Below are 24,885 nucleotides of genomic sequence, written 5' to 3'. Positions count from 1 at the left end.
ATTGTATCTGTAGCGACTCACACCTGATCATACAGTTCGTTGATTGACTGAGGGCGATCCAATGCATTAGTGATTGATGGCGGTTTATATCGTCCAAAGCCGTACTATTTTTCTCGGATGACTTCCAGATCGCTTATACTATCTATTCACAAATATATTCATATATTAATTCAAATGTATGTCATTGCATGCTGAGACTATTCGAATGCGACTATTTGGTGGGCCGTTATCCGCTCGCCAACTATCTGAAATTATTGGTGTCAGTCAACCAACGATCTCCCGCACTCTGACCGAACTTGGCGATGAAATTGTTCGGATTGGCGCTGCGCGATCTATTCATTACGCGCTACGCGATGCCACACGCGGATTCCCGGACTTCCCGGTCTACCGGGTCGATGCAGAAGGCCGGATACGTCAACTGGGAATGTTGATTCCAGTGCGTCCGGAAGGGTTCGTTATGTGCCAAGAGAACGGAGTCACTCTCCATAGCCACGGTTTGCCATGGTGGTTGTTCGACATGCGTCCCCAAGGGTATCTCGGTCGAGCATACGCTGCTCGTTACGGCGCTGAACTGGGGCTTCCGGAACGGCTCACAGACTGGGCCGATACCCACGCCTTGCGAGCGCTGCTTGCGCATGGCCATGATGTGGTAGGGAATCTGCTGCTGGGCGATATTGTGCGGGATCGTTTTCTCGCCGCTTCCGTTCCCGATCCAATCGAGGAGAAACAAAAGGGCAAAGCATATATTCGGTTGGCAATAGAAGCCGCTCGCGGTGAGAAACCTGGATCGTCAGCCGGAGGCGAGCAACCAAAGTTCACCACCTTCGCCATAACGTCCGATGGGGCTAGGCACGTCATCGTGAAGTTCAGCGAGATGGAGGAAAGTCCTGTGAGCGAACGCTGGCGTGATCTGTTGCTAGCCGAACATCTCGCGCTGGATACGCTCCGCGAAGCCGGTGTCCCTGCCGCCAAGACACGGATAGTGGATCACGGCAGCCAACGTTTTCTTGAAGCGGAGCGTTTTGACCGTATCGGCAACTTGGGCCGACGTGCACTATGCTCCCTAGCTGCACTGGACGCCGAATTCGTTGGGGCAGGAATAGGTGGTTGGCCCATCATCGCCCGCCGCCTGGCGGTTGACGGCCAGATTCGTCAAGAAGCAGCGGATCGCGCAGATCTCTTGTGGGCTTTTGGCACCCTGATCGGTAATACCGACATGCACAGCGGCAATCTGTCATTCGTCTCCGAACATGGCCGCCCTTATGATATCGCACCGGCTTACGACATGACGCCGATGACCTTCGCACCGCGCAGTGGTGGCGGGCTGCAGGACACCATGTCCGGGGCCAGCATTTGCGCTAGTGTGACCAACGAAACCTGGCGATACGCTGAACAACTGGCTTGTGTGTTCCTTGCTCAAATGAAAGCGAGCACAGGATTCAGCCACCGGTTCGGATCGTGTATCGCCGCACTCGAGAACCACATCAAGACGGCCAGTGCTAAGATTGACCGGCTAGGATGAATGTGTACCTTTGCACGGCTACGATCCTAGGGTAATCACACAATACGCCGATCCGTGCCATTCAGACCGCTTATTATCAACAAGCGAAGAATCCTTCGCTGCCGGAAACCTTGCAAGCATGCGCCCGCGAGATTGGATTGAACGAAGCAGTTTTTATCGAAGATCTGAAAAGTCCGGCGATAGAAAGTGAATTACAGCAGCAAATGCAACGAGCAAGAAGCATGGATGGCTATTCCTATCCGTCTTTGCGGCTGGTCATTAACAATACCGTGTTTCCGATTGCTATTGATCATTGGGATCATCGAACTATGCTGGGTGAGATAAAAACAATCGTAGCTGTGGTGACTCAGACCTGATCTGACAATTTCAGAAATTAATTGTCATTTAGCTGATATTGGTTGGCTGAATTCGATTCATTGCAGGCATTTGTTCGAGCCTAAAACGGCTCACCAATTCGGATAAATCTAGTAACTGGAATATCGTGATCTCAATTTAATATAAGAACAGTTGTGTAGCCATGACCAAGTCACTAAATTTTCCAAATCTTTTTGGTAATCTCGTATAGAAGTTCTGTTCTTTTTTCCAGTGACTCCCGGCTAAAGGCGGGCACAGGACAAAATTGTAAGCCTGATTCATCTATAAACTTATTCATAGCAGAATTGGATTTATAAAAATCGTTAAGTAAAGTCTGTGCGAGGTAGGGAGCATTACCTGTATATGTTCTTAGTTTTTCACTATAACATTCTGAACCCGATGATTGGTTATCTACGCCCTTGAGTAGTAGCAATCCTCCAAATCGATTACGTTCATTTTCAAACAATTCTTCATCGAATCCACTTTCATTCATAAAAAGTGCACGGCTTTCATTGTTACGGGCGAGGATATGCTCTATGTGGTAGGAATTATTTTTTCCTGTACCACGAACATAGTTATATAAGGTATCTCTGAGTCCCCAGTTCAAACTGTCGGCAATAAACACTTCAATTCTGGAAAAAAAATATCGAAGAAAAGTTGTGTTGTAATCACCATATCCAATTTGTTTGAATTGTGCAAAGGATAATAAAGTCTGATTGTTAGTATTGCGACGAGAGTTAATTTCTACAATCACCCTCTCATCAATACGTTGTTCGATTTCCTCTGTTGGACAATTACGCAGTAAAGAATTTAGTGTATATAATAATTCTTGAAACTGATTGCTTTCATAGGAGCGGTTAAGCTGAAGCATTACATAAGCGCGATCAACTGCTCTTGATACAGCACGAATCTTGCACTCCTCAGATTTATCATTAACTCCACACGTTGCGAGCGCCAGCATGATGTGCCCGTCCATACGATTAAGCTGAGAAAGGTAATAACATTCAGGTATTAAAGATTGTAGATCTTCTCCGAGTCGGCGAAGCTTAAGAAACAACTTAGCATAATAGCTGAAGGGACCTTTCAAGAATTCCTTAACACCAATTGTGTTTGTCTTTATATGAAGTATGTTGTTGCAAGTGTCTTCAAAGATAACACGATGATAGGGGCCATCAAACATTTGGCCTTGCTTCCGAGTTTCTGAAAAGTGAGCGCGCAAGTAAGTACGAAAGAAATCATCCACTTCATTCTCAGACCTTAACTCAAGGTCCCGCAGGGATGTGTCCCAGATATCTGCGTATTGATCAACTTCCGTTTTGTCTATTTCTCCCAACAACTTACCTTTTAATATTTCATATGACTGCAAACGCTTTCCACGATCATTGATTACTTCAAAGATCATAGGAACATCGATTGGGTCAACTTCTAGATTGATAATGACAACTTGACACAGGAAATAGTAGATAAAGGTGTCGAGCTTGTGTCTAGATGTCAATCTTGCGGATAACTCTTTTTGGAGTAATGCAAAATTATCTATCATATGCCGAGCCGTGATTCCATCACTAATCAGATTTTCGGATGATGCACCACCGGAGAATAATGCTTGCATTAACGCTTCACGCTTATCGTGTGCCATCCAGAATTGTTTCTTACCTCCTACTCCGACACCGACTATCTTCGCTTTTAACCAATCACCTAGATCTGGAGAATTCAAGCATTCAACAGTGCATAGCCGATATAAAGCTAGTAGCATCAAAGTAAGTGTAGTAAGTCGCTGTTGACCATCGACGACGAATGTTCGTTTATCTGTATTGTTCTTGTTCGTGATATAGGTGTTCAGGTAATACCAGGGATATTTCGATGAAACATTTAATTCTGAAGCATCTAGATCCTTGTGCTTGGCGTAGGATTGCTCAAATTGGTAGAAAATGTCATCTAGCAGTGTTTTTACTTCATCGTTTGTCCATTTGTACTCTCGCTGGTAGAAATCAATGTAGTAATTTGTTGTTGAAAACAACTTATTAATATTCTGTTTTTCTGGATTTACTTCCATGCGATATATTGCTCCATTTATTTTAGAATCTGCATTACTTATACAATCATAATCTGCTATCAATTATGATTCATTATCTCCCCGTTTAAGTAATGCGGGGGCTTACGAATACATTTATTCTTGAAAGATAGTGTCAAGAAACAGTGAGATGAATTATATCGATAAGATAAGTGTAATGAAAAATTAGGTCTCGATAGTTTGTTGCGACAGAAAACAAAAAAGCACCTCAGAAGATGCCTTGGTCGTTATTATTTGACTTCCCGCTTCAGGCCCAAACTGCCCCTATTGAACGGCTGCTTTTGGTCGGAAGCGGGTATTTCAATCACGCCAATTATGATTTCATTCAAAAGAAAAAAATTTCTTCAATTTATCCATGAAGCTGCCTGAGTTTGCGTGGGCTGTTTCATTTTTGTCGGCCAATAAATTTTCCAGGGTTAGCTGATAAATTTGCGACAGTTGCTCGATGTCATCGACTGCAACAGACTCGTTCAGTTTGTGAATCGTTGCATTGAGCGGGCCGAATTCGATTACTTCCGGGCAGATGTCCGCGATAAACCGGCCATCGGAAGTGCCGCCGGAAGTGGAAAGCTGGGGTTCGAGGGTGGTGACTTGGGTAATGGCGCTGCTCATGGCGTTGGCCAATTCACCTTTAGGCGTGAGAAAAGGTTTTCCTGAGAGTTCCCATTCTAGTTCATAGTCAAAACCCTGCCGGTCAAGAATTTCATGCACGCGGGTTTTTAGGGATTCTACGGTGCTGGCGGTTGAGAAGCGGAAATTGAATAATAAATTCAGCGTGCCGGGAATGACGTTGGTGGCGCCTGTGCCGCCATGAATATTCGAGATATGCCAGGTTGTTGGCGGGAAGTATTCATTGCCCTGATCCCATTCGGCTTGCGCTAATTCCGCGATGGCCGGCGCGGCCAGATGGATCGGGTTTTTTGCCAGGTGCGGGTAAGCGATATGGCCTTGTAGGCCTTTAATCGTCAGATTTCCGGACAGAGAGCCGCGGCGGCCGTTTTTGAGGGTATCTCCTAGCTTTTCGGTGCAAGTGGGTTCGCCCACAATGCAGTAATCCAGTAATTCGCCGCGTGCTTTGAGCGTTTCAACCACTTTAACCGTGCCGTCGACTGCGATGCCTTCTTCGTCGGAAGTGATCAACAGCGCAATCGATCCATGATGATTCGCATGGTGTGCGACAAAAGCTTCGATGGCGGTGATAAAGGCTGCGAGCGACGATTTCATGTCGGCGGCGCCGCGCCCATAGAGTTTGCCATCACGGATGGCGGGGGTAAACGGATCGCTGTCCCATTGTTCCAGCGGGCCGGTGGGCACCACGTCGGTATGTCCCGCGAAGCAGAGCACCGGAGCCGTATTGCCACGGCGCGCCCAAAGATTATCGACTTCGCCAAAACGCATTTTTTCAATATGGAAACCGAGCTTTTCCAGGCGCTCGATTAAAATGTCCTGACAACCGTCATCGGCAGGTGTCAGTGAGCGGCGGGAAATCAGTGTTTGCGCGAGTGCCAGTGTGTCATTGGACATGAGATTTCTCCTGAATTTAAGTAATGAAATAGTTTTTATAGCGTGAGTGTATGAATTACACAACAATATGTCCATAAAACTTTTGGGTTAATGTAGGGATTTACAGGATTATCCTGTAAATTTGAGGCCGTAAGCTATTTAACAGCCTGTCAAACAGACGCCGGACTCTACACAGCTGATTCATGTCTTGCACTGTTGACATGGAATGTGCGTAACTTGATTTGGGCTTAACTCACTACGGGGAAAATCATCATGCTTATGTTTCTCTTTTATGTCATCTTGCTGCTCGTTGCAGTCATTAGTTTAATTCTGGCAGTTCCAGTCATACGCCGTTTCCTGGTTTCCAATCAGATCCTGAAAATTTTTCGCAAAATGCTTCCGCAAATATCCCAGACGGAACAGGAGGCATTGGATGCGGGCACGGTTTGGTGGGAGGGTGAATTATTCAGCGGCAAACCCGACTGGAAAAAATTGCTGGCTTATCCGAAGCCGCAATTGACGGCGGAGGAACAAGCTTTTCTCAATGGTCCGGTTGAGCAATTGTGCGCGATGCTGGATGAATGGAGGATTACGCATGAATTGAAAGATTTGCCGCCGGAAGTCTGGCAGTTTATCAAGGAAAAAGGCTTTTTTGGTTTGATTATTCCCAAACAGTATGGCGGTTATGGGTTTTCAGCGCTGGCACATTCCGAAGTTGTGATGAAGATCGGTTCGCGCAGCGGTACGGCGGCCGTAACGGTGATGGTGCCGAATTCATTGGGACCGGCTGAGCTGCTGTTGCATTATGGCACTGAGAAACAGAAAGAATATTATCTGCCGCGTCTTGCCAAGGGTCTGGAAGTGCCGTGTTTTGCTCTGACTTCACCGGAAGCCGGTTCCGATGCCGGTTCCATGCCGGATTTTGCGATCGTATGCCGGGGTGAATATGAAGGCAAAACCGATGTCCTGGGCATGCGGGTAACTTGGGAAAAACGCTATATTACCCTGGGGCCGGTTGCGACCATTTTAGGACTGGCATTCAAGCTGTATGATCCCGAAAAATTACTCGGCGGGAACGAAGATCTCGGTATTACGCTGGCGCTTATTCCCACCAATACCCCGGGGGTGAATATCGGACGGCGGCATTATCCGCTCAATGGAGCATTCCAAAATGGTCCGAATTGGGGTAAAGAAGTATTCATTCCCATGGAGTGGATCATCGGCGGGCAAGAAGGGGTCGGACAAGGCTGGCGCATGTTGATGAATTGTCTGTCAGTCGGGCGCGCCATTTCGTTGCCAGCCACCAGTGTGGGCGCGGCAAAATTGGCAGCACGAACCGCTGGCGCGTATAGCCGGGTGCGCACGCAATTTAAAACGCCGATCGGTTATTTTGAAGGAATCGAGGAAGCACTGGCGCGGATTGGCGGCAATACCTACATGATGGATGCCGCGCGGGTTATGACAGCCGGTTCGGTGGATCTTGGCGAGAAACCCTCGGTGGCTTCGGCGATCGTCAAATACCATCTGACCGAGAGGGGGCGTCAAGCGGTTAACGATGCCATGGATATTCACGGCGGCAAAGCAATCTGTATCGGCCCGAGAAACTATCTGGGGCGCACTTATCAACAGATTCCCGTCAGTATCACCGTGGAAGGCGCCAACATTCTGACGCGCAACATGATCATTTTTGGCCAGGGCGCGATCCGTTGCCATCCGTATCTGTTAAAAGAAATCAATGCAACGCAGGATAAAAATCCGGATAGCGCGTTGCTGGCGTTTGACGAAGCATTGATGGGGCATGCAAAGTTTACGCTGCGTAATACCGCCAACAGTTTGGTGTACGCGTTATTCGGTGATTATATTAAAGACAATGCGCCGGAAAACAGCACCCCGGAAACGGCCGTTTATTATCGCCAATTGGCGCGTTTCTCGGCCAGCTTCGCCTTTATCGCCGATGTCGGGCTGATGCGATTAGGCGGCTCACTCAAACGTAGAGAAAGATTATCCGCCAGATTGGGTGATATTTTGAGCATGCTTTATTTGTGCTCGGCGACACTGAAACGTTTTGAAGACGATGGCCGTCCCAGTGCTGATTTGCCGCTATTGCACTGGTCGATGCAGGATGCCCTATATCAAATGCAACAGGCTTTCGATGAATTTCTGACTAATTTCCCCGGACATATTGCAATGGTCTGGTTGCTGAAAGCGTTGGTTTTTCCGCTCGGTAAACGCTGCAAGCGGCCTGCTGACGACCTGGCGCATGAAGTTTCCCGGTTAATGATGGAACCGGGTGCTGTACGGGATCGATTGACGAACGGGATTTATGTGCCGACAACGGCTAACGAACCGATGGCGGATTTGGAATTGGCCTTGCAATGTGTTATCGAGTGCGGGGCGGTTGAGGCCAAGCTGCGAGAAGCCACTAAGTTACGTCAGATTACTGCGCGAGGCGATGAGAAAATTGCGCAGGCATTGGCACTTAAAGTCATCACTGATGCAGAAGCCGACTTGCTGAATAAGATGAAAGATTTGCGCGGCCGGGTGGTTAAGGTGGATGATTTCCCTTCCGATTTTGGTAAGGAAACCAAAACCGCTAGTAACGGAGGCGGCAAAGCAACCAGAAGTGCAGTAAATAGTGATAAAAATACTGCTGCTGCCAAGCGTGGTGTTGATACGGGCAGTACGGCCAGCGAAAGTACAGAGAGTGCTAAGATGACCAGTGAAAATAAGGATACGGTGGAGTAGGGAACTACTGATTGATTCGTCGCACCGGTGAAAGCAGAGGCCCAGTTTGTTGATTCTTCTGGATTCCGGCTTTCGCCGGAATGACACATTCCTAATAATTCATCGTTGGAATTTTTAACTGAAGTAAAAGGGAAAGCTATGCAAATTGAGCAAGACCGAATAGCGAGTGTCATTCCGGTGGAAATTGCAAAAACATTGGATGGTCTTTTTAACGAGCGCGTGCAACGTTCGCCGCAAAAGGAAGCTTATCGCTATTTCAATCCCATTAGCGAGCAATGGAGCGGCTACACCTGGGAGCAGATCAATCAATTCGTTGCCCGTTGGCAGGCTGCGCTGGTAAAAGAATCACTGGTTCCTGGCGACCGGGTAGCGGTGATGATGAGGAATTGCCCGGAATGGGTCATGTTCGAGCAGGCTGCGCTGGGTCTTGGACTGGTGGTAATTCCTTTATACACCGATGATCGAGTTGAGAATGCAGCTTATATTATCAATGATGCCAATGTTAAATTGCTGTTGCTGGAGAACTCACATCAATGGCAGCAATTTCTTAGCATAGACAATCAGATAGAGGGATTGCAGCGGATCGTTATGCTGCGCCCTTTTGAACCAGGCAGCGTGGATACCTGTGATAACGTCCGTGTTGTATCAGCCAGAGATTGGCTGCCAGCCCATGCGGGTGAAGTCCAACATATCAATAATGATCCGCAGGCTCTTGCCACCATCATTTATACATCCGGCACGTCAGGCCGCCCCAAAGGGGTCATGCTGAGTCATCACAATATATTGACTAACGCTTCGAGTTGTTTGCAAGTCATACCGGTATTGCCCGATGATCTGTTACTTTCTTTCCTGCCTCTGTCACACACTTTTGAGCGCACAGCAGGTTACTATGTACCGATGATGGCCGGCGCCACCATTGCTTATGCACGCTCGATCCAGCAATTACAAGAAGATCTGTTGACAATCCGTCCGACATTATTGATCTCGGTGCCACGTATCTATGAAAGAGTGTATGCGGGCATCCGTGCAAAACTTGCTGACGGCCCTGCGTTTTCGCGCTGGTTATTTAATTTTGCAGTAGACGTGGGCTATAGCCGTTTTGAATGTCAGCAGGGAAGGGGATACCAACGACTGTCACATGTGTTGTGGCCACTATTAGAAAAACTGGTGGCGGATAAAGTGATAGGTAAGTTGGGTGGGCGGTTACGGTTTGTGATGAGCGGCGGGGCTGCGTTATCCGCTGAAGTTTCGCGCATTTTCATTGGTCTGGGATTACCTATTCTGCAAGGATACGGTATGACTGAGAGCAGTCCGGTAGCTTGTGCCAATCGACTTAAAGACAATGTACCGGCCAGTGTCGGTTTGCCTATTCCCGGAGTCGAAGTCAAGTTGGGGGAGAGTAATGCACTACTGATCCGTGGCCCTAATGTCATGCTGGGGTATTGGAATAATCCGGAAGCAACAAAAGCAATTATTTCCCCGGATGGCTGGCTGAATTCCGGTGATATTGCATCAATTGATGAACAGGGTCATGTAACCATTACCGGACGCTTGAAAGAAATTGTTGTGTTATCTAACGGTGAGAAAGTGCCGCCAGCGGATATGGAAGCAGCCATTATGCGTGATCCGCTGTTTGATCAAGTGATGTTAATCGGTGAAGCGCGTTCTTATTTAAGTGTTTTGGTTGTTTTGAATCCGGCCCGGCAGAAAGATTTCATGACACAATATGGCCTGGATAACAATCTTGATAATGAACAACAAAGACAACAAGCTGAGGAAATTTTATTAAACAAAGTCGCGCACCAAACGAGCGAGTTTCCTGGCTATGCCAAAATACGCCGTATTGCAGTCATTCCGGAGCCCTGGAGTATTGAAAACGGTTTGTTGACGCCCACTTTGAAGTTAAAGCGAGCGAAGGTGCTGGAGAAATATAAGGCGGAAGTCGATAAACTTTATACGGGGCACTAAACTTTGTTGGAAAACTATCATTTAACTTAACCCTTGCTGTGGAGGAAGTGAATCGATGGCAAAAGACACCAGTAAGTTGGATAAAGTGGTTCTGGAAGCACGCTTGAATGCAGAGAAACGTGCCAAAGGATACCGGGAACAGGCACTTAAATTGTTTCCTTGGGTGTGCGGTCGTTGCGCACGCACGTTTGATCACAAAAACTTGCAGTTGCTGGAAGTGCATCACAAGAACAGTAATCATGATGACAACCCGCTCGATGGCAGTAATTGGGAACTACTCTGTACCTACTGCCACGAAAATGAACATTCCAAACTTAAAGATTCGATGGGACGTGTTGATAGCGGGGGAACTGAGACAATTGCCACGTTTAATCCGTTTGCCAATCTGAAAGATAGGCTCAAGAATAAATCGTAATGCAAGAAACGAATAGTTAATAAATAGCCGTTTTGGCTTGCCTTTAATATCACAGTGTAGTTGCTTTATTGCTATAAGGGTGTACTTCACGGCAGTCATTAATGCCTAAACCATAGAATTTTGAGCCATAGACCTTGTGGTGCATGCCTTCTCAAGCGATGGCTTTCTCTCAATAAATACAGGCTGTGAGCTAGGAGAATTGTTTGAAATCACTGCATTCATAGCGCTTCCATGACGACTGCCAGCCCTTGCTTAACCCCATCGTTAATTTCCTATGAGCTATAATGTCATGACGCAATCAAGGAGAGCAGCTTGTTTCGGACACGTGATGATCGCAAGATCAGTATTATTGGGGGCTTACTACTGCTAGGATTGACGGTGACAGCAGGTGTCGCTGTCTATAGTGCCATGCAGCATCAGATTGAGTCTGTACTCGGTAGAGGCTTGGGTGTTGCCTTGCAAGGCAAGGCATTGCTTATTGAAAGTCAGGTTGAAAAAAGTGTCGCAGATACGCACGCATTGGCTCTTCGCCCATTCCTGATTCAGTCCATTCAGGAACTCAATGCCGAACCCGAGGATGAACATGCAATGCATAATCTGATGCGCAATGTCAATTCATTGCCGGATGTCGGTTTTTATGCCGCAATTGTGTATGATTTACAAGGCAAGGTACTTGCCCAAGTGGGTAATTTCTCTAACAGTAAAGGGCAATCCTTGCCGCTGTATAAATATTCTCAGACTTCCTTGATATGGGATCAGCAATTTATTCTACGTACCAGCACCGATGTCCTGGATAGCAACAAGCAGCGTATCGGCAGCATCACAACAGAAAACACATTGCCGCAATTATCTCGCAGACTCAGTGAAATACGATCGATCGGCGAAACCGGGGAGTTTATTCTATGTGCACCACCCGCACATGATGCCCGCGATATGGCTTGCCTGATTAGCCAGATTGATGGAATAAAATTCAGATACATGGAACGCGTGGTAAATGGCGGCATATCACCGATCAGCTATGCGTTCGATGGAAAAAGCGGTGTCATCGCAGCACAAGATTACCGTCAAGTGCCTGTCATCGAAGCTTATGCGCCATTGAAGGCAATCGGCCTCGGCATGATTCTCAAATTGGATGAAGAGGAGCTGTTCAAATCCGTCAAAGAGGAATTGAAGAAAATCATTCTCTATATCGCGGGGTTGATTGCTGCGGAAATATTGTTATTGAATTGGTTCGTGCGAAAACTGATTAAATCGGAGCAGGAAGCGTACATTGCCAAAGACAGGGCTGAGCAATTTTCCATCGAATTAAGTCATAAGGAAATCGAACTGCGCGAACGGTTAAAGGAAATTACGTGCCTGTATGAAATTCGCCGCAATATTGGGTTGGAATTATCGATGGATACGATGTGCCAGATTATTTTCAAATATCTGATACCCGCCGTTCAATACCCGGAAATGGCTACGGCTGTTATTGAACTGGATGGATGGCGCTTTACTTCGGGCAAATCTGATCCGAGTTTGGCGCATCAGGTGCTATCAAAAACCAGAGTTGCCGACAGATCGCATGCACAGTGGCGAGCCGAACGAGATCCCGGTTGTACTTGCAGATCGGAAATCAGTGTCAATGGCAAGGTTTGTGGTCAATTGCGCGTATTCTATCCTGCCAATAAGCCATTTATTTTATTGGAGGAACAGCGACTTATCAGTGCCATAGCCAGTGATCTCGAGAGTTGGCTGGAGCGTAAGCGTTTGGAACAGGCACTGATCTCGGTTGCAGAGGACCAAGCCCATACGATCGGACAAGAGCTTCACGACAATGTTGGTCAGCAAATAGCTGCCATCGGTTATCAGGCCAGGGCGCTGGAAAAGAAAATTTATTCTACTGGCGATAAAAACATGGCATTAGTAGCAGCCTCTATTGCCTCACAGGCGCAAATTTCAGTGATTCAGATCAAGCAACTTGCACAAGGATTACTGCCTTTTGAGCTCGAAGCCAATGGCTTAATATTTGCATTAAAAACATTAACTGAAAGAGTCGCATCCACTTACGATATTATTTGCAATTTACAATGCGACAAGGGCATTGTCATTAATGACAATAATCTTGCATTAAATTTATATCGAGTAACGCAGGAAGCGATCAATAACGCGATTCGCCATGGGAAGGCTCAGCGCATAACTATCACCCTCACCTTGCAAAATAAAACGTTAAGCTTATCGATTTACGATGATGGCAGGGGCTTCCCGGGAAGTATTGACGCACCTCCTGCTGCAGGAATGGGGCTAAGAATCATGCAATATCGCGCAAAACAACTCGGTGCTAAACTGGAATTTCTGGCACGCCATGGGGGCGGCACAGAAATTCTCTTGGAAAAACAGATGATCTGATGTCAACAGAAAAAGCGAAAGTAATGTTGGTCGATGATCATGCCATGTTACGGCACGGCATAGCGATGATGATCAATCTGGAATCAGACATGGAAGTGGTCGCCGAAGCAGGCGATGGTGCTGAGGCATTGGCCATACTCAAGAAAAATACTCCTGTCGATATTGTGTTATTAGATGTCACACTTAAAACCGTATCTGGTTTCGAAGTCATAAAAAGTATACACGCCTTGATTCCCGCTCTTCCTATCCTGTTTCTGTCCATGCATGATGAGTCCGTTTATGCTGAACGCGCTCTACGGGCGGGTGCGCTCGGTTATGTGATGAAACAAGAATCTGGTGAAATATTACTTGCTGCAATCCGGGAAGTACTCAAAGGCAACATTTATTTAAGTAGTCCAATGCAGGGAAAATTGTTGAAACGAATTGCAACAGGAGGTTCAGAACCGGAACAATTAATTAACAAGCTCACGCCTAGCGAGTTTGAAGTATTGCACTTGATCGGACAGGGACACAGCAGTCAAGAAATAGCCAACTTACTTTGCCGCAGTATCAAAACAATTGAAACCCACCGTTTCAATATCCGAGTTAAATTAAACTTGAAAGATGGCGCTGACTTAATACGCTATGCAACACGCTGGATTTCTGAGGAGCATTAACAGCCTGTCAAGCTTGCGCTTTCATCACCTCGCCATCACTAAGGAAGTTCTGACTAAGTTGATTGCATTCATGGTTCGACAAGCTCACCACGAACGTAATCAATATATTGCCGTTCGTCTTGAGCCTGTCGAAGGACTTAATCAGAATTTCCGTAATAGTTTCCCTTAGTAAAAAACAATAGTTTCCCCAATAGTCAATGAAGCAGTGACTTCGATAATATGGCACCAATGACATATGACTTGGAGTTACAACGATCATGAATATAAAATTGAATAGATACTTGACAATTCTACCGATACTTTCACTATTAGTCGCTTGCGCACAGCTCGGCCAAATGAGTGTGTTGGATATTGAGCATCAAAGAGTGGCACAAAATGCAAAAACATACGACGAACATAACAAACTGGTCGATTATTATGACAATTTAGCCAAGGAAACGGCATCCAAGTTGACGGAAATGAAAGGGTTGCTGAAAAATTATGAGGATCATAGCTATTACTATGGCAGGGGGGGGCAGGATTTCCAGTCTCATACTGTTGCCAACATCCGTTATTACGAGCAAGCTACAAAAGATGCCGAAAAACACGCTGGTTTCCATCGGCAAGTAGCTGCGGAATTACTAAATCGTGAGTATGCAAAGCCGGCCGAATCACGCGATCAACCAAATAACGCTCAAATAAAAGCAAAGATGAGTTCGGATTCCGGTGATCTGAACGAATCAGTGATCAAGGCTCAGTAAGTGAATGGCGGGGATTTTCTCTGCCATAGCATGACTGACCGCTTATCAGAAGCTTGTGGGATGTGGACGCGCCAATCGTCCACACCCAGCATTCTCTGAAAATTTTCAGCCAATTTCAAGAACCCACAAAATCCCATTGATTGCCAATTATCTGCGTGTCGAGAAACTGAGGATTCAGTGTGGAGTTTGCTGCACGCACGGTTAAGTGCGTAGCCGTATTCAGAAAATGAAGTTCACATCAAGATTGTTATGCGTCATAACGAGTAGCGCTCTATTTCTCTCTACTTGTCCAATGGCTAGTCAGGCCAGTAAGCTCAAGGATTTTGTGAAGGATAGCAGAATAGAATTAGGCGGCTGGATTCACGGTGGAGCAACCCTCAATCCTAGCCAGGCAAATGGTTTTAATGGCCCGGTTATTTTTGCTGACCAGGCGAATCGGTTCCAACTGAATCAATTTAATCTGTTTGCGCGGCGCTCTGTTGTGTCAGAAGGAAAGGTATGGGATTTTGGTGGGCGATTTGATTTCATGTTTGGGACGGATGCCATTTTTACGCAAGCATTTGGTGTTCCAACTTTTGACGTCAACTCCGGAGAACCTTTCAAGAGAAGCAATTGGGACCTGAATCTATGTTGCGACTCCTCACGAACCTATGGGATCGCGCTGCCACAAGCCTACCTGGAGACTTACGTTCCTGTTGGCAATGGTCTCAATGTTAAATGGGGGCATTTCTATACTCCGACCGGTTTTGAGACGGTTCCTGCACCAGAAAATTTCTTTTATACCCGTGCATACACATTGAATGTCGGAGAACCGTTCACGCATACAGGCATGCTGGCAAATTACACTGTCAACAAGAACTGGCTAATCTTAGGCGGCCCGATTACCGGTAGCGCCAATGGGGGTTGGGATGGGGGTTGGGATAAACAATTGGGTAACTGGTCTGGAATTGCCGGTTTTACCTGGACCAGTGATAACCGGGCGACCTCATTCCACTTCTCCGGTACCTATGGCAAGACCTCCACGCGTAGTGCTGAAACCTGGGCTTTTTACAACATAGTTCTGCAACACAGGCTAACACCCAAAACTCTTTTGGTTTTTCATCATGTCTATGGTCATGCCGGGGGCGTGTTGCTGAATAATCTGAAGCACTCCAATGTCACACAAGATGCCGAGTGGATCAGCGTTATTGCACATTTATACTATGACTTGACCGATAATGTATCGATTGGAGCACGCGCCGAATGGTATCGCGACCAGGATGGTTTCCGGAATCCATCACCTTTCCGGATAGCCGCAGCTACCAATAGGGTGAATGGAACGGCAGTGAGTTATGCAGGGAGTCTCAGCGATGTAACCATCACGCCTGCTGATTATTATGATGTAACTGTTGGATTGAATTGGAAAGCAGCGAAATCCTTAAAACTCAAAGAAAAATTCTTACAGAAATTGAGTATACGTCCAAACATTCGCTACGACAGAGTGGATGCTTACCGTTCGGCAGCCTATCGACCATTTGCTGATCATAAAGATCAAATTCTGTTTTCTCTTGATTTCTTGCTACCGTTCTAACTCTGTTTTGTGTCTGTGACAACAGAGCACATCATCAAAAAAAACTCCAGCCAAAACTGGAGGTATCAAAGAATAGCAATAATAGAGACTTAGACTACAAAGGGCACATCAAAATAAAAAAGGTTTACTGTACTGCTGATTCATCCAACTTAATTTTTGCTTTATTGAATTGTCTATCTTGATCTGTCGCTGACATTTTCTTGTGTAATTCCACTTGCTCCAAATCCTCGGCTAATTCCTTCTTATATTCACGAATATTGGCATGCAGATGCGAATTAAGATCCTGACCTTGTCTGCCATAGGTATAAGGATGTGCTTCATATTCGTCCAGTTCGTGCTGAGAAGCTTCCAATTTCTCAGATACTGTTTTTGCCAAACTTTCATAATAATTTGCCACTGCTGCATGATTGTTTGGATTAATATTGCTGGGAACTGCAGGCGCTTCGGCGAGTACTGATGCCGAAACAGAACCAAGCAGTAGAGAAGCAATAATTTTTAATTTCAGTGCTTTCATTGTGATTTTCTCCATAAAATAAAAATTCAGTGTTGCCATCTTAACGAAGGCAACACTGAATGACTATTGGGGAAACTCTGGTTTTTGGCTAAGGGAATCCATTAGGTTGTTTTTATTACATGATATTAGATGAAGGGATTGTGGGCGTGCCTCGCAGATCATCGGAATGGTTTTGCCAGCAATTTCGGTGTTAAATATGGGTTCAAAGAAATCTATCCTGAGATACTAGATCGCTTCTGAAATGTTCTGATGATTGATTTTATTAACATCGGATCAATCCGCAATCATTTGTGCCACTTCGAGAATACGTGAATACGAATGTAGCCTGAACTAGGACTGATCTCGTCATTGACTTAGATGCCGAGTATCGTATTACAGCGAATGATTTTCTGTCCAGATACTTTAGAGTATTTGGCCACCGCAATGATATTAAATTTCCATTAGGATATAGATCTGGCGTGTTGATAAAACCAAGACGGATCTGTAATGCGTTGTATTAAATTGACAGACGGATATAATGGGCTTTTCAAGCAAACAGGAATCTAGTCATGGCTAAATTAACTGATGTTACTGGAATTGGTCCCGCCACAGTCAAACTGTTATCTGAACACAATATCAAAACAGTCGAAGCGCTGGCTTCAATGAGTCTGGCAGAATTGCAGAAAATACCGGGGATGAGTGGTGATATACGTGCACGTGCAGTCAAGAAGGCCGCGGTGGATTGTTTGCGAAGTATGGTGACCAAGCAGTCAAGCGCGTCGACCAATAAGACTCAGACAGTTGTTAAAAAAGTTGCGATTAAGCAGCCCGTAGTTAAACAGTCTGCAGCTAGCCAACCTATCATTCAGACTGAAATGGATGAAGTGAAGGACAAGGTTAAGGATAAGAATAAAAAGAAAGATAAAAAGAAAGATAAAAAGAAAGATAAAAAGAAAGATAAAAAGAAGTCATAGCTAAAACAAGTACTCTGATAAGCTTTTTTCAGGAAGCTTACTAGAATTTTGATAAATCGTTGGGTCTGACTAAGTATTCCAGCTGCGCCTGAAGCGGGTTTACTGTAATGGCGGCATTGCCGTAATTTAGTATGGCGACTGCTGCGGTAGTCAGAAGTTTGCCGGAACTGCTGACAGGTGGCGGGTCTTTGGATAGGTAACAGAGTAATTGATCAAGCCCGGGATTATGACCAATGATGAGTAACGTATGAATTCCTTCGCTGTGTTGATTAACAAGGGAGCGTAAGTTATTCAATGATGCCTCATAAATCCCGGGTTCCCAAAGAACATTTTTCTGGGGTATGCCCAGTTCCTTTGATACTAATTGGCAGGTTTGTTTTGCGCGCAACGCAGGTGAGCAAACGATGCGGTCTATGCGATATTGTTTCTGCTTTAGCCATTTACTCATGAGTTTTGCGGCTTTTTCCCCGCGAGTTGTTAAAGGCCGATCAAAATCAGATCTGTCTTCTTCCGACCAGTCTGATTTCGCATGGCGCATGATGATCAGTTGATGTTCTTGCATAAGTCTGTTATGAAATTCCTTCGTTGATTCACATATTATCATTTCTATGACACCAAACATGGATGAACCCTACGCCGCCATCGATTTAGGCTCAAACAGTTTTCATATGATTGTAGCTAATCTGGTGGATGGCCGCCTACAAATTATCGATCGCATGAAAGAGATGGTTAGGTTGGCGGCAGGCTTGAATAACCAGCAGGAGTTGTCGCAAGAATCCATGCAGCAGGCGCTTGAGTGCTTGCAGCGATTTGGTCAGCGCATCCGGGATATTCCTCGCATGAATGTTCGCGCTGTGGGCACCAATACATTACGTCAGGCACGAAATGGCGGGGATTTTTTGTCGCAGGCTTATAGCGCATTGGGTCATCCGATCGAGATCATCGCCGGGCGCGAAGAAGCCAGGCTTATCTATTCCGGGGTTGCGCACAGCTTATACGATGATGTCAATAAGCGCCTGGTTGTTGATATTGGCGGTGGCAGTACGGAAGTAATCATTGGCTGCGGGCTTGATACGTACTATACCGATAGCCTGTATATGGGGTGCGTCAATGTGCAGCAGCGCTTTTTCGAGGACGGCAAGATAAAAGCCAAGAAAATGCGTAAGGCAGTTTTGTTTGCGATGCAGGAACTGGAATCGATCGAAACGACTTATAAGAAAATGGGGTGGGACCATGCGCTGGGATCTTCCGGAACCATTATGACCATAAGGGATGTGGTACAAGCGCAAGGCTGGTGTGACACTGGCATCACCGCGTCAGCACTGACACGGCTCATTGAATCACTCATTGCTATTGGTGATAGCGCATTGATCGATTTTGAAGGCTTGTCCGAACGCAGAAAACCTGTGTTTGCCAGTGGTGTGGCGATATTGTATGGAGTATTTGAAGCCCTGAATCTGGAGAAGATGGCTATATCCGAAGGTGCGCTGCGCGAAGGCTTGTTGTATGACCTGATTGGCCGGGTACACAATGAGGATATCAGAGACAAAACCATTATGGTTGTCGCGCAAAGATACAGTGTTGATATGGAGCAGGCGGATCGGGTTAGGGATACGGCGGAGAATCTTTTTCGTCAGGTAGAGACCGATTGGGAGCTGGACGAAAAAACGGATTTGAAATTATTAGAATGGGGAGCCCTCATTCACGAAATCGGTTTATCGGTTGCGCATAATCAGTATCACCGGCATGGCGCTTATTTAACGGCTAACTCGGATCTGGCAGGATTTTCCCGCCAAGAGCAAATCAAGCTGGCAATGCTGGTTCGAAGTCATCGCAGGAAGTTTCCACTGGAAGAATTCGAGCCCATAACCCCGTCTAGAAGGGTTTCTATTATGCGGCTTTGTATTTTGCTGAGATTGGCTGTCGTTCTGCACAGAAGCCGATCCAATAGCAATCTTCCAAAAATACGTATTAATGTGAACAAAAACAGAATTAATTTGGATTTTCCACCCAATTGGCTGGATAAACATCCTTTAACACTCGTTGATTTAGGTACTGAGCAAGATTTTTTGCAGGTTGCTGATATTAAACTGACGGTCAACTATGACAAGCCGCAATAATACTCCAACAAAAGCTGTTGTGCCGAACGAGGTTTAGAAGCTCCGGGTTTTAAACGTTTATACGAACCATCGCTTTGTAGTGACCAGGCCTGCGTGTTGTCCGAGAGATAACTTAATAATCCATATTTAATCACGGTGTCACTGGTACGTTTTTCTTCGATTGGGAAACACACTTCCACCCGGTAATGTAAATTGCGCGTCATCCAGTCAGCACTGGAGCAAAATACCAATTCTTCACCGCCGTTATGAAAATAATAAACGCGGGTATGTTCCAGAAAGCGGCCTACGATGGAACGTACATTAATATTCTCCGAAATATCTTTAATTCCGGGACGCAGGCAACACACGCCGCGGATGATCAGATCGATTTTGACGCCGGCCTGCGAAGCCTTATACAGTGCGGCGATGATTTCGGGATCAACCAGTGCATTCATTTTGGCAATAATCCAGCCTTTATTTCCTGCATTCACAGCGCTGATTTCTTTTTCGATATAGTTGAGTACGCCTTTGTGCAGCGTGAAAGGTGACTGTAAAAGCTTTTTCAATTTACCTGCCCGGCCCAGGCCAGTCAGTTGGTGAAACATCTTGTTGACATCTTCTCCGATCGCTTTGTCGCAAGTCAGCAGACCGTAGTCGGTATATAAACGCGCAGTTCGCGCATGATAATTACCCGTTCCCAAGTGGACATAGCGGCGCAAGGTACGGCCTTCTCGCCTAACCACCAAGATCATTTTGGCATGGGTTTTATAATTCACCACGCCATATACTACATGCGCCCCAGCCTGCTGAAGTTCACTGGCCAGTTCGATATTGGCTTCTTCGTCGAATCGTGCCCGCAGCTCAATTACTACGGTGACTTCCTTGCCGGCACGCGCAGCAACTTTTAATATTTCGACCACAGCTGAATCGACACCGGTACGATAAAGTGTTTGCTTGATTGATAAAACGTTGGGATCGGCCGCGGCTTGCCGCAGAAAGTCGATAATTGGCGCAAACGATTGAAACGGATGGTGCAGCAAGATGTCGCCATTGTGCAGCGCATCAAATATATTGGTATTCTTGAGCAAGCGCCTGGGTATTTCCGGTGTGAATCCGGAAAATTTTAATTCAGGACGATCAACCAAATCACAAATCGCGAGCAAGCGCCCCAGATTGACAGGCCCAGCGACCTGATACAGATCGCTTGGTTGTAATCCGAATTTTTGTAACAAAAAACTGCTGAGATTGTCCGGACAATTATCTGCAACTTCCAGGCGCACGGCATCACTGAATCGCCGCGAAGGCAATTCACCTTCCAGGGCACGCAGCAGATCGTCAATTTCTTCATCGTCGATAAACAAATCACTGTCGCGCGTTACTTTGAATTGGTAGCAACCGGTTGCATTCATACCAGGAAACAGATCACTCACATGCGCATGAATGATCGAGGACAGCATGACAAAATCATGATTCCCGCCACTATATTTTGCTGGAATCTGAACAATCCTGGGCAATGAACGCGGCGCTTGCACAATGGCCAGTCCGGAATCACGTCCAAAGGCGTCTTTTCCCTCCAGCGATATAATGAAATAGAGGTTTTTGTTCAGAACCTTAGGAAAAGGATGCGCAGGATCCAAACCAATTGGGCTGAGCACAGGCAATACTTCACCCTTAAAGTAGCGATGCACCCAGCGGCTGAGTAAGGGTTTCCAATGCGTGCGGCGCAGCAGTCGTATTTTATCCTTTGCCAGTGCGGGTATGATCAGGTCATTCCATACGCTGTATTGCTCTTCCACAAACAAATGCGCTGTTTCACTGACTCGTGCCAGTACTTCTGCCGGCGACAGATTGTCTGCCCCCGTTTGCACAGAGCTGTATTTGACCTGTTGTTTCAAACCGGCGACGCGGATTTCGAAGAACTCATCCAAATTGGTGCTGGCAATACATAAAAAACGCAGTCTTTCCAGCAGCGGCAAGCTTTCATCCTTGGCTTGTTCGATGACGCGCCGGTTGAATTCCAGCAGACTCAGCTCGCGATTGATATAAAGCGTAGGATTTTTGAGGTCAATGGTATCCATCAATGGTAACTGCTCAGAAAAATTGGTATTTGTTGCGGGCCGGTCAATTCCGCTTAGGGGCGATTAACAGGGAAATATAAAACAAGCTTCATTCTAGCCTAGGAGGCTGTCCGAGAATAGAGCGATCTACTGCAGAAAAGCTATTTGGACCATACTTTTCGATTATTTTCGTTAAATAGAATAACTATTCGCCTCAAATAATCGAAAAATCTGTCTCAAAATAGCTTTCCCTCGCTACGAGCACTATTCTTGGACAGCCTCCTAGTTTGCGCTGGATTGAGCCTTTACTTCGATGTTAGCTTCAACAGCTTGCCGTTTTCTTCGTCCGTCAATAAATATAACGCGCCATCCGGACCTTGTTCCACATCGCGGAAGCGCAGCGTATTGGTTAATAACCGCTCTTCGCTGAGAATCTTTTTATCGTCGGTTGCTAAGCGGACAAATTGCCGCCCTGCCAGGGTGCCGATAAACAAGCTGCCACGCCATGCCGGAAACAGTTTGCCGGTGTAGAACACCATGCCGGAAGGTGCGATCGAGGGTGTCCAGTAACGAATCGGTTCTTCAAAGCCCTGTTCGGCATGCTCGTTTTTTATCGGCACACCATTGTAATGTGTGCCGTAGTTGGCCTTGGGCCAGCCGTAATTTTTGCCGGGCTGCGGAATATTGATCTCATCGCCCCCCTTGGGGCCGTGTTCATGAATCCACAACATGCCGGTTTGGGGATGGATTGCAGCGCCCTGCACACTGCGGTGGCCATACGACCAGATTTCCGGTTTGGCTTGCGGATTATTGACGAACGGATTGTCGGGGGGCACCGAGCCATCGGGGCGGATACGGATTATTTTGCCGATATGGTTGCCCAAATTCTGTGCTTCTTCCATGTAATCGCCGCGGTCGCCCAAGGTGATGAAAAGATTGCCATCAGGCGCAAATGCTAAGCGTGATCCAAAATGCACCGGTCCTTCCGTTTTTGGCTGCTGGCGGAAAATCACTTGCAAGTTTTCCAGAGCGCCGTCCTTCAACTCGGCTCTGGCAACCGCAGTACCGGCTTTTGATCCTTCCGGTTCAGCATACGACAAGTAAATCAGTCGGTTTTTGGAAAACTCCGGATCCAGCGCGACATCCAGCAAACCGCCTTGCTGCTGGAAAAAAACTGCGGGAACGCCTTTAATGGGTTCCGAAACACGCCCATCCGGCGTGATAATGCGCAACTGGCCGATTTTTTCCGTGACCAGCACATTGCCGTCCGGCATAAACGCCATACCCCAGGGAAATTTCAATCCCTCGGCAACCAAGCGCACATCAAATTCGGTTTGGATGCGTTGGGCTTGTGCAGTGGTCGAGAAGAAATAGCTGCTGCATAGCGTTATTAGTACAAGAAACTTTAAAACCGAGAGCGTATGGATCATTTGATTTTCCTTTCCACAGAGCATAGAACAGTGCGTGCCAATGTATCATTCTTGTTGGCTGGTCTCAATACTTGTTAAGCATCTCCTTTCTATTTGATGAAATGCCGCAAGGCCACGCAGTGACAAGTCGATGCTGGAACGCCTCTGCTTATGTTACAACTTTTTAAAGTGCCGTCCCGTCAAGCGGTGGCTGCTCGGCATCCAGCCGGAGGATGTTTTCGGTGGTAACGCGCGCGATTTCACCGAGAGCTTCTCGCGTGAGAAATGCCTGGTGCGAGGTGATGAGCACATTGGGAAAGGTGAGCAGGAGATTGAGTTCGTCGTCTTGCAACAGATGCTCGGAATGGTCTTCAAAGAAAACACCCTCTTCTTCCTCGTAGACATCAAGGGCGACGCCGCCGAGGTGACCTGTTTTGAGCGCATCGAGAAGCGCGGTGGTGTCGATGAGTTTGCCGCGGCTGGTGTTAATGAGATAAGCGCCGTGTTTCATCTGCTGGATAGTGTCGCGATGGAAGAAATGGAAGGTCTCCGGGGTGAGCGGGAGATGTAGGGAAATGATGTCGCTGCTTTGCAGTAAGGCGGTCATGGAAGTATATTCAATGCTGTGCTGGGTGGCCCAATCTGCGGTCGGCATGAGGTCGTGGGCGATGACGCGGCAATCGAAGCCGCGAAAGATCTGGGCGGTGATGCGCCCGATCTTGCCCGTACCAATAATGCCCACGGTCTTACCGGCGAGATCGAAACCGACCAGTCCATTGAGTGAAAAGTTGTGCTCACGAACACGGTTGTAGGCGCGATGGATGTGGCGATTGAGGGTGAGCAGCAAGCCGATAGCGTGTTCCGCGACGGCGTGGGGCGAATAGGCGGGTACGCGCACGATAGCAATGCCGAATTCCTGAGCAGCCTTAAGATCGACGTTGTTGAACCCGGCACAGCGCAGTGCTATGAGTTTTACGCCGCCTTTAGCAAGTCCGGCGATACAGGCGCGATCGACGTGGTCGTTAACAAAGATGCACACCACGCGCATCCCGTCGGCGGTGGCAGCGGTTTGCACACTGAGGCGGAATTCATGAAACTGCCAAGCAATGCGCTCGTGGCCCAAGGCACGGTCGAAGTATTCGCGGTCATAAGGCTTCGCGTCGTAAAGTGCAGCAGTGATCATATCAGGCTTCCTTCTTGCAATCCGGTGGGTTATGGCCAAGGCAAATCTATTCTAACTCTAATTTTCCAACAGGATTACCATAATAAAAAATAGAGCAGACAATATTGCAAGTTAATTTTTTGTTAAATAATGAAAAATACCAGAAGAATGAATCCGCCTTGTTGGTTATGTGCTATTAATTGCACCCAACGACTGTTGGGGTTATTCTTTGTAAGAACAAGAATTCTTAGCTCTCGTATATTGACACTGCCAGCAAAAAGCACTGCAATAGTGGTGATGAGCAGGAGAACCGCAAGACATCGGCTGGACAATAGGTCTATGAATCTGTGGGTCAGATAGGTGCTGCGGTTCATTTCTCATTCAATCAAACCGAACGGTAACTTGGGCCGGCTGCCTGACAGACAGACAGAGCCTGCATACGAGGTGGGTACGAATGATGAACGCAACAACCTGCGTGGTTGGCATTGATGTTGCCAAACGCAAATTCGACATAGCATTACTCATTAACAACAAAATAAAAACCAAGGTGTTTGACAACACACCAGCAGGCCACAAGGCTTTTGAGGACTGGCTTATTGAGCGGAGCGCGATACCCGGGCAGACACATCTCTGCATGGAGGCTACAGGACCTTACAGCGAAGTACTGGCAACCAAGCTTGTTACGGACGGCTGGCAAGTCAGTGTGGTAAACCCAGCCCGCATCAAAGGCTTTGCGCAAAGTGAACTCGCACGTAACAA

At 46.8% G+C, this 24,885-nt stretch carries 20 protein-coding genes; 13 read left to right on the top strand and 7 right to left on the bottom strand.

Annotated elements, in window-relative coordinates; translation table 11 throughout:
- Nucleotides 1-178 precede the first annotated feature (178 nt).
- Together yjjJ and K2P83_RS14165 are read left to right on the top strand one after the other, a co-directional pair.
- Nucleotides 179-1,522, top strand: a complete 1,344-nt coding sequence (gene yjjJ, locus K2P83_RS14170) for a type II toxin-antitoxin system HipA family toxin YjjJ (protein WP_292930306.1) — start codon at nt 179-181, stop codon at nt 1,520-1,522.
- A 50-nt stretch (nt 1,523-1,572) separates the two neighbouring features.
- A complete protein-coding gene (locus tag K2P83_RS14165) occupies nt 1,573-1,878 on the top strand; it encodes a DsbA family protein (protein WP_363279680.1) in 306 nt (101 codons plus the stop codon).
- A gap of 173 nt (nt 1,879-2,051) precedes the next feature.
- Here the strand turns inward: K2P83_RS14165 and K2P83_RS14160 are convergent, their stop codons facing one another.
- Nucleotides 2,052-3,929: a DUF262 domain-containing protein gene (locus tag K2P83_RS14160; RefSeq protein ID WP_292930304.1), complete on the bottom strand. Its 1,878-nt coding sequence runs from the start codon at nt 3,927-3,929 to the stop codon at nt 2,052-2,054.
- A 339-nt stretch (nt 3,930-4,268) separates the two neighbouring features.
- Entirely contained in the window at nt 4,269-5,471 is a 1,203-nt protein-coding gene (gene dapE / locus K2P83_RS14155) for a succinyl-diaminopimelate desuccinylase (protein ID WP_292930302.1), read from the bottom strand.
- Nucleotides 5,472-5,723: 252 nt separating this feature from the next.
- On the opposite strand from dapE, the gene K2P83_RS14150 reads away from it, so the two are divergent.
- The 8 genes from K2P83_RS14150 to K2P83_RS14115 all read left to right on the top strand — a co-directional run bounded on the left by K2P83_RS14150 (nt 5,724) and on the right by K2P83_RS14115 (nt 15,932).
- Complete coding sequence (locus K2P83_RS14150; protein ID WP_292930300.1) at nt 5,724-8,195, top strand: acyl-CoA dehydrogenase; 2,472 nt, start codon at nt 5,724-5,726, stop codon at nt 8,193-8,195.
- Nucleotides 8,196-8,333: 138 nt separating this feature from the next.
- Nucleotides 8,334-10,163, top strand: a complete 1,830-nt coding sequence (locus tag K2P83_RS14145) for a long-chain fatty acid--CoA ligase (protein ID WP_292930298.1) — start codon at nt 8,334-8,336, stop codon at nt 10,161-10,163.
- 55 nt (nt 10,164-10,218) lie between these two features.
- Nucleotides 10,219-10,578, top strand: coding sequence for a YajD family HNH nuclease (locus K2P83_RS14140; RefSeq protein ID WP_292930296.1), 360 nt, complete (start codon nt 10,219-10,221; stop codon nt 10,576-10,578).
- A gap of 312 nt (nt 10,579-10,890) precedes the next feature.
- The gene (locus K2P83_RS14135; RefSeq protein WP_292930294.1) at nt 10,891-12,966 is read left to right on the top strand and encodes an ATP-binding protein; all 2,076 of its coding nucleotides are present in this window, start codon (nt 10,891-10,893) and stop codon (nt 12,964-12,966) included.
- Nucleotides 12,966-13,622, top strand: coding sequence for a response regulator transcription factor (locus K2P83_RS14130; protein WP_292930292.1), 657 nt, complete (start codon nt 12,966-12,968; stop codon nt 13,620-13,622). The genes K2P83_RS14135 and K2P83_RS14130 overlap by 1 nt, the downstream gene beginning before the upstream one ends.
- 13 nt (nt 13,623-13,635) lie before the next feature.
- Nucleotides 13,636-13,791 (top strand): hypothetical protein, encoded by a 156-nt coding sequence (locus K2P83_RS14125; RefSeq protein ID WP_292930290.1) that lies wholly within the window; start codon nt 13,636-13,638, stop codon nt 13,789-13,791.
- 112 nt (nt 13,792-13,903) lie between these two features.
- Entirely contained in the window at nt 13,904-14,362 is a 459-nt protein-coding gene (locus tag K2P83_RS14120; RefSeq protein ID WP_292930288.1) for a hypothetical protein, read from the top strand.
- 226 nt (nt 14,363-14,588) lie between these two features.
- Nucleotides 14,589-15,932 carry a porin gene (locus K2P83_RS14115; protein ID WP_292930286.1) on the top strand — a complete coding sequence of 448 codons (1,344 nt, stop codon included), beginning with the start codon at nt 14,589-14,591 and terminating at the stop codon, nt 15,930-15,932.
- Between the two features lie 124 nt (nt 15,933-16,056).
- Here K2P83_RS14115 and K2P83_RS14110 read toward each other — a convergent pair whose 3' ends face one another.
- Nucleotides 16,057-16,446 (bottom strand): hypothetical protein, encoded by a 390-nt coding sequence (locus tag K2P83_RS14110; protein ID WP_292930284.1) that lies wholly within the window; start codon nt 16,444-16,446, stop codon nt 16,057-16,059.
- Between the two features lie 548 nt (nt 16,447-16,994).
- Between K2P83_RS14110 and K2P83_RS14105 the strand changes: the two genes are divergently transcribed.
- Nucleotides 16,995-17,399, top strand: coding sequence for a helix-hairpin-helix domain-containing protein (locus K2P83_RS14105; RefSeq protein ID WP_292930282.1), 405 nt, complete (start codon nt 16,995-16,997; stop codon nt 17,397-17,399).
- A gap of 40 nt (nt 17,400-17,439) precedes the next feature.
- Here the strand turns inward: K2P83_RS14105 and sixA are convergent, their stop codons facing one another.
- Nucleotides 17,440-17,961 (bottom strand): phosphohistidine phosphatase SixA, encoded by a 522-nt coding sequence (gene sixA, locus K2P83_RS14100; RefSeq protein ID WP_292930280.1) that lies wholly within the window; start codon nt 17,959-17,961, stop codon nt 17,440-17,442.
- Between the two features lie 58 nt (nt 17,962-18,019).
- On the opposite strand from sixA, the gene ppx reads away from it, so the two are divergent.
- Nucleotides 18,020-19,519 (top strand): exopolyphosphatase, encoded by a 1,500-nt coding sequence (gene ppx / locus K2P83_RS14095; protein ID WP_292930278.1) that lies wholly within the window; start codon nt 18,020-18,022, stop codon nt 19,517-19,519.
- Here the strand turns inward: ppx and ppk1 are convergent.
- From ppk1 to K2P83_RS14080, 3 genes are all read right to left on the bottom strand, one after another.
- Entirely contained in the window at nt 19,501-21,576 is a 2,076-nt protein-coding gene (gene ppk1 / locus K2P83_RS14090) for a polyphosphate kinase 1 (RefSeq protein ID WP_292930276.1), read from the bottom strand. The two genes, ppx and ppk1, sit on opposite strands and share 19 nt — an antisense overlap.
- A gap of 284 nt (nt 21,577-21,860) precedes the next feature.
- Entirely contained in the window at nt 21,861-22,985 is a 1,125-nt protein-coding gene (locus K2P83_RS14085) for a PQQ-dependent sugar dehydrogenase (RefSeq protein ID WP_292930274.1), read from the bottom strand.
- A 163-nt stretch (nt 22,986-23,148) separates the two neighbouring features.
- A complete protein-coding gene (locus tag K2P83_RS14080) occupies nt 23,149-24,147 on the bottom strand; it encodes a 2-hydroxyacid dehydrogenase (RefSeq protein ID WP_292930272.1) in 999 nt (332 codons plus the stop codon).
- Nucleotides 24,148-24,580: 433 nt separating this feature from the next.
- Here K2P83_RS14080 and K2P83_RS14075 point away from each other — a divergent pair.
- Nucleotides 24,581-24,885, top strand: a 305-nt coding sequence (locus tag K2P83_RS14075; RefSeq protein ID WP_292930270.1) for a transposase, incomplete at its 3' end; no start/stop codon positions are given.

The sequence above is a fragment of the Nitrosomonas sp. genome (assembly GCF_019752415.1).
Lineage (GTDB): Bacteria > Pseudomonadota > Gammaproteobacteria > Burkholderiales > Nitrosomonadaceae > Nitrosomonas.
Note: the sequence above shows the minus strand (reverse complement) of the source record. Positions and strands in the feature narration are given on the sequence as shown.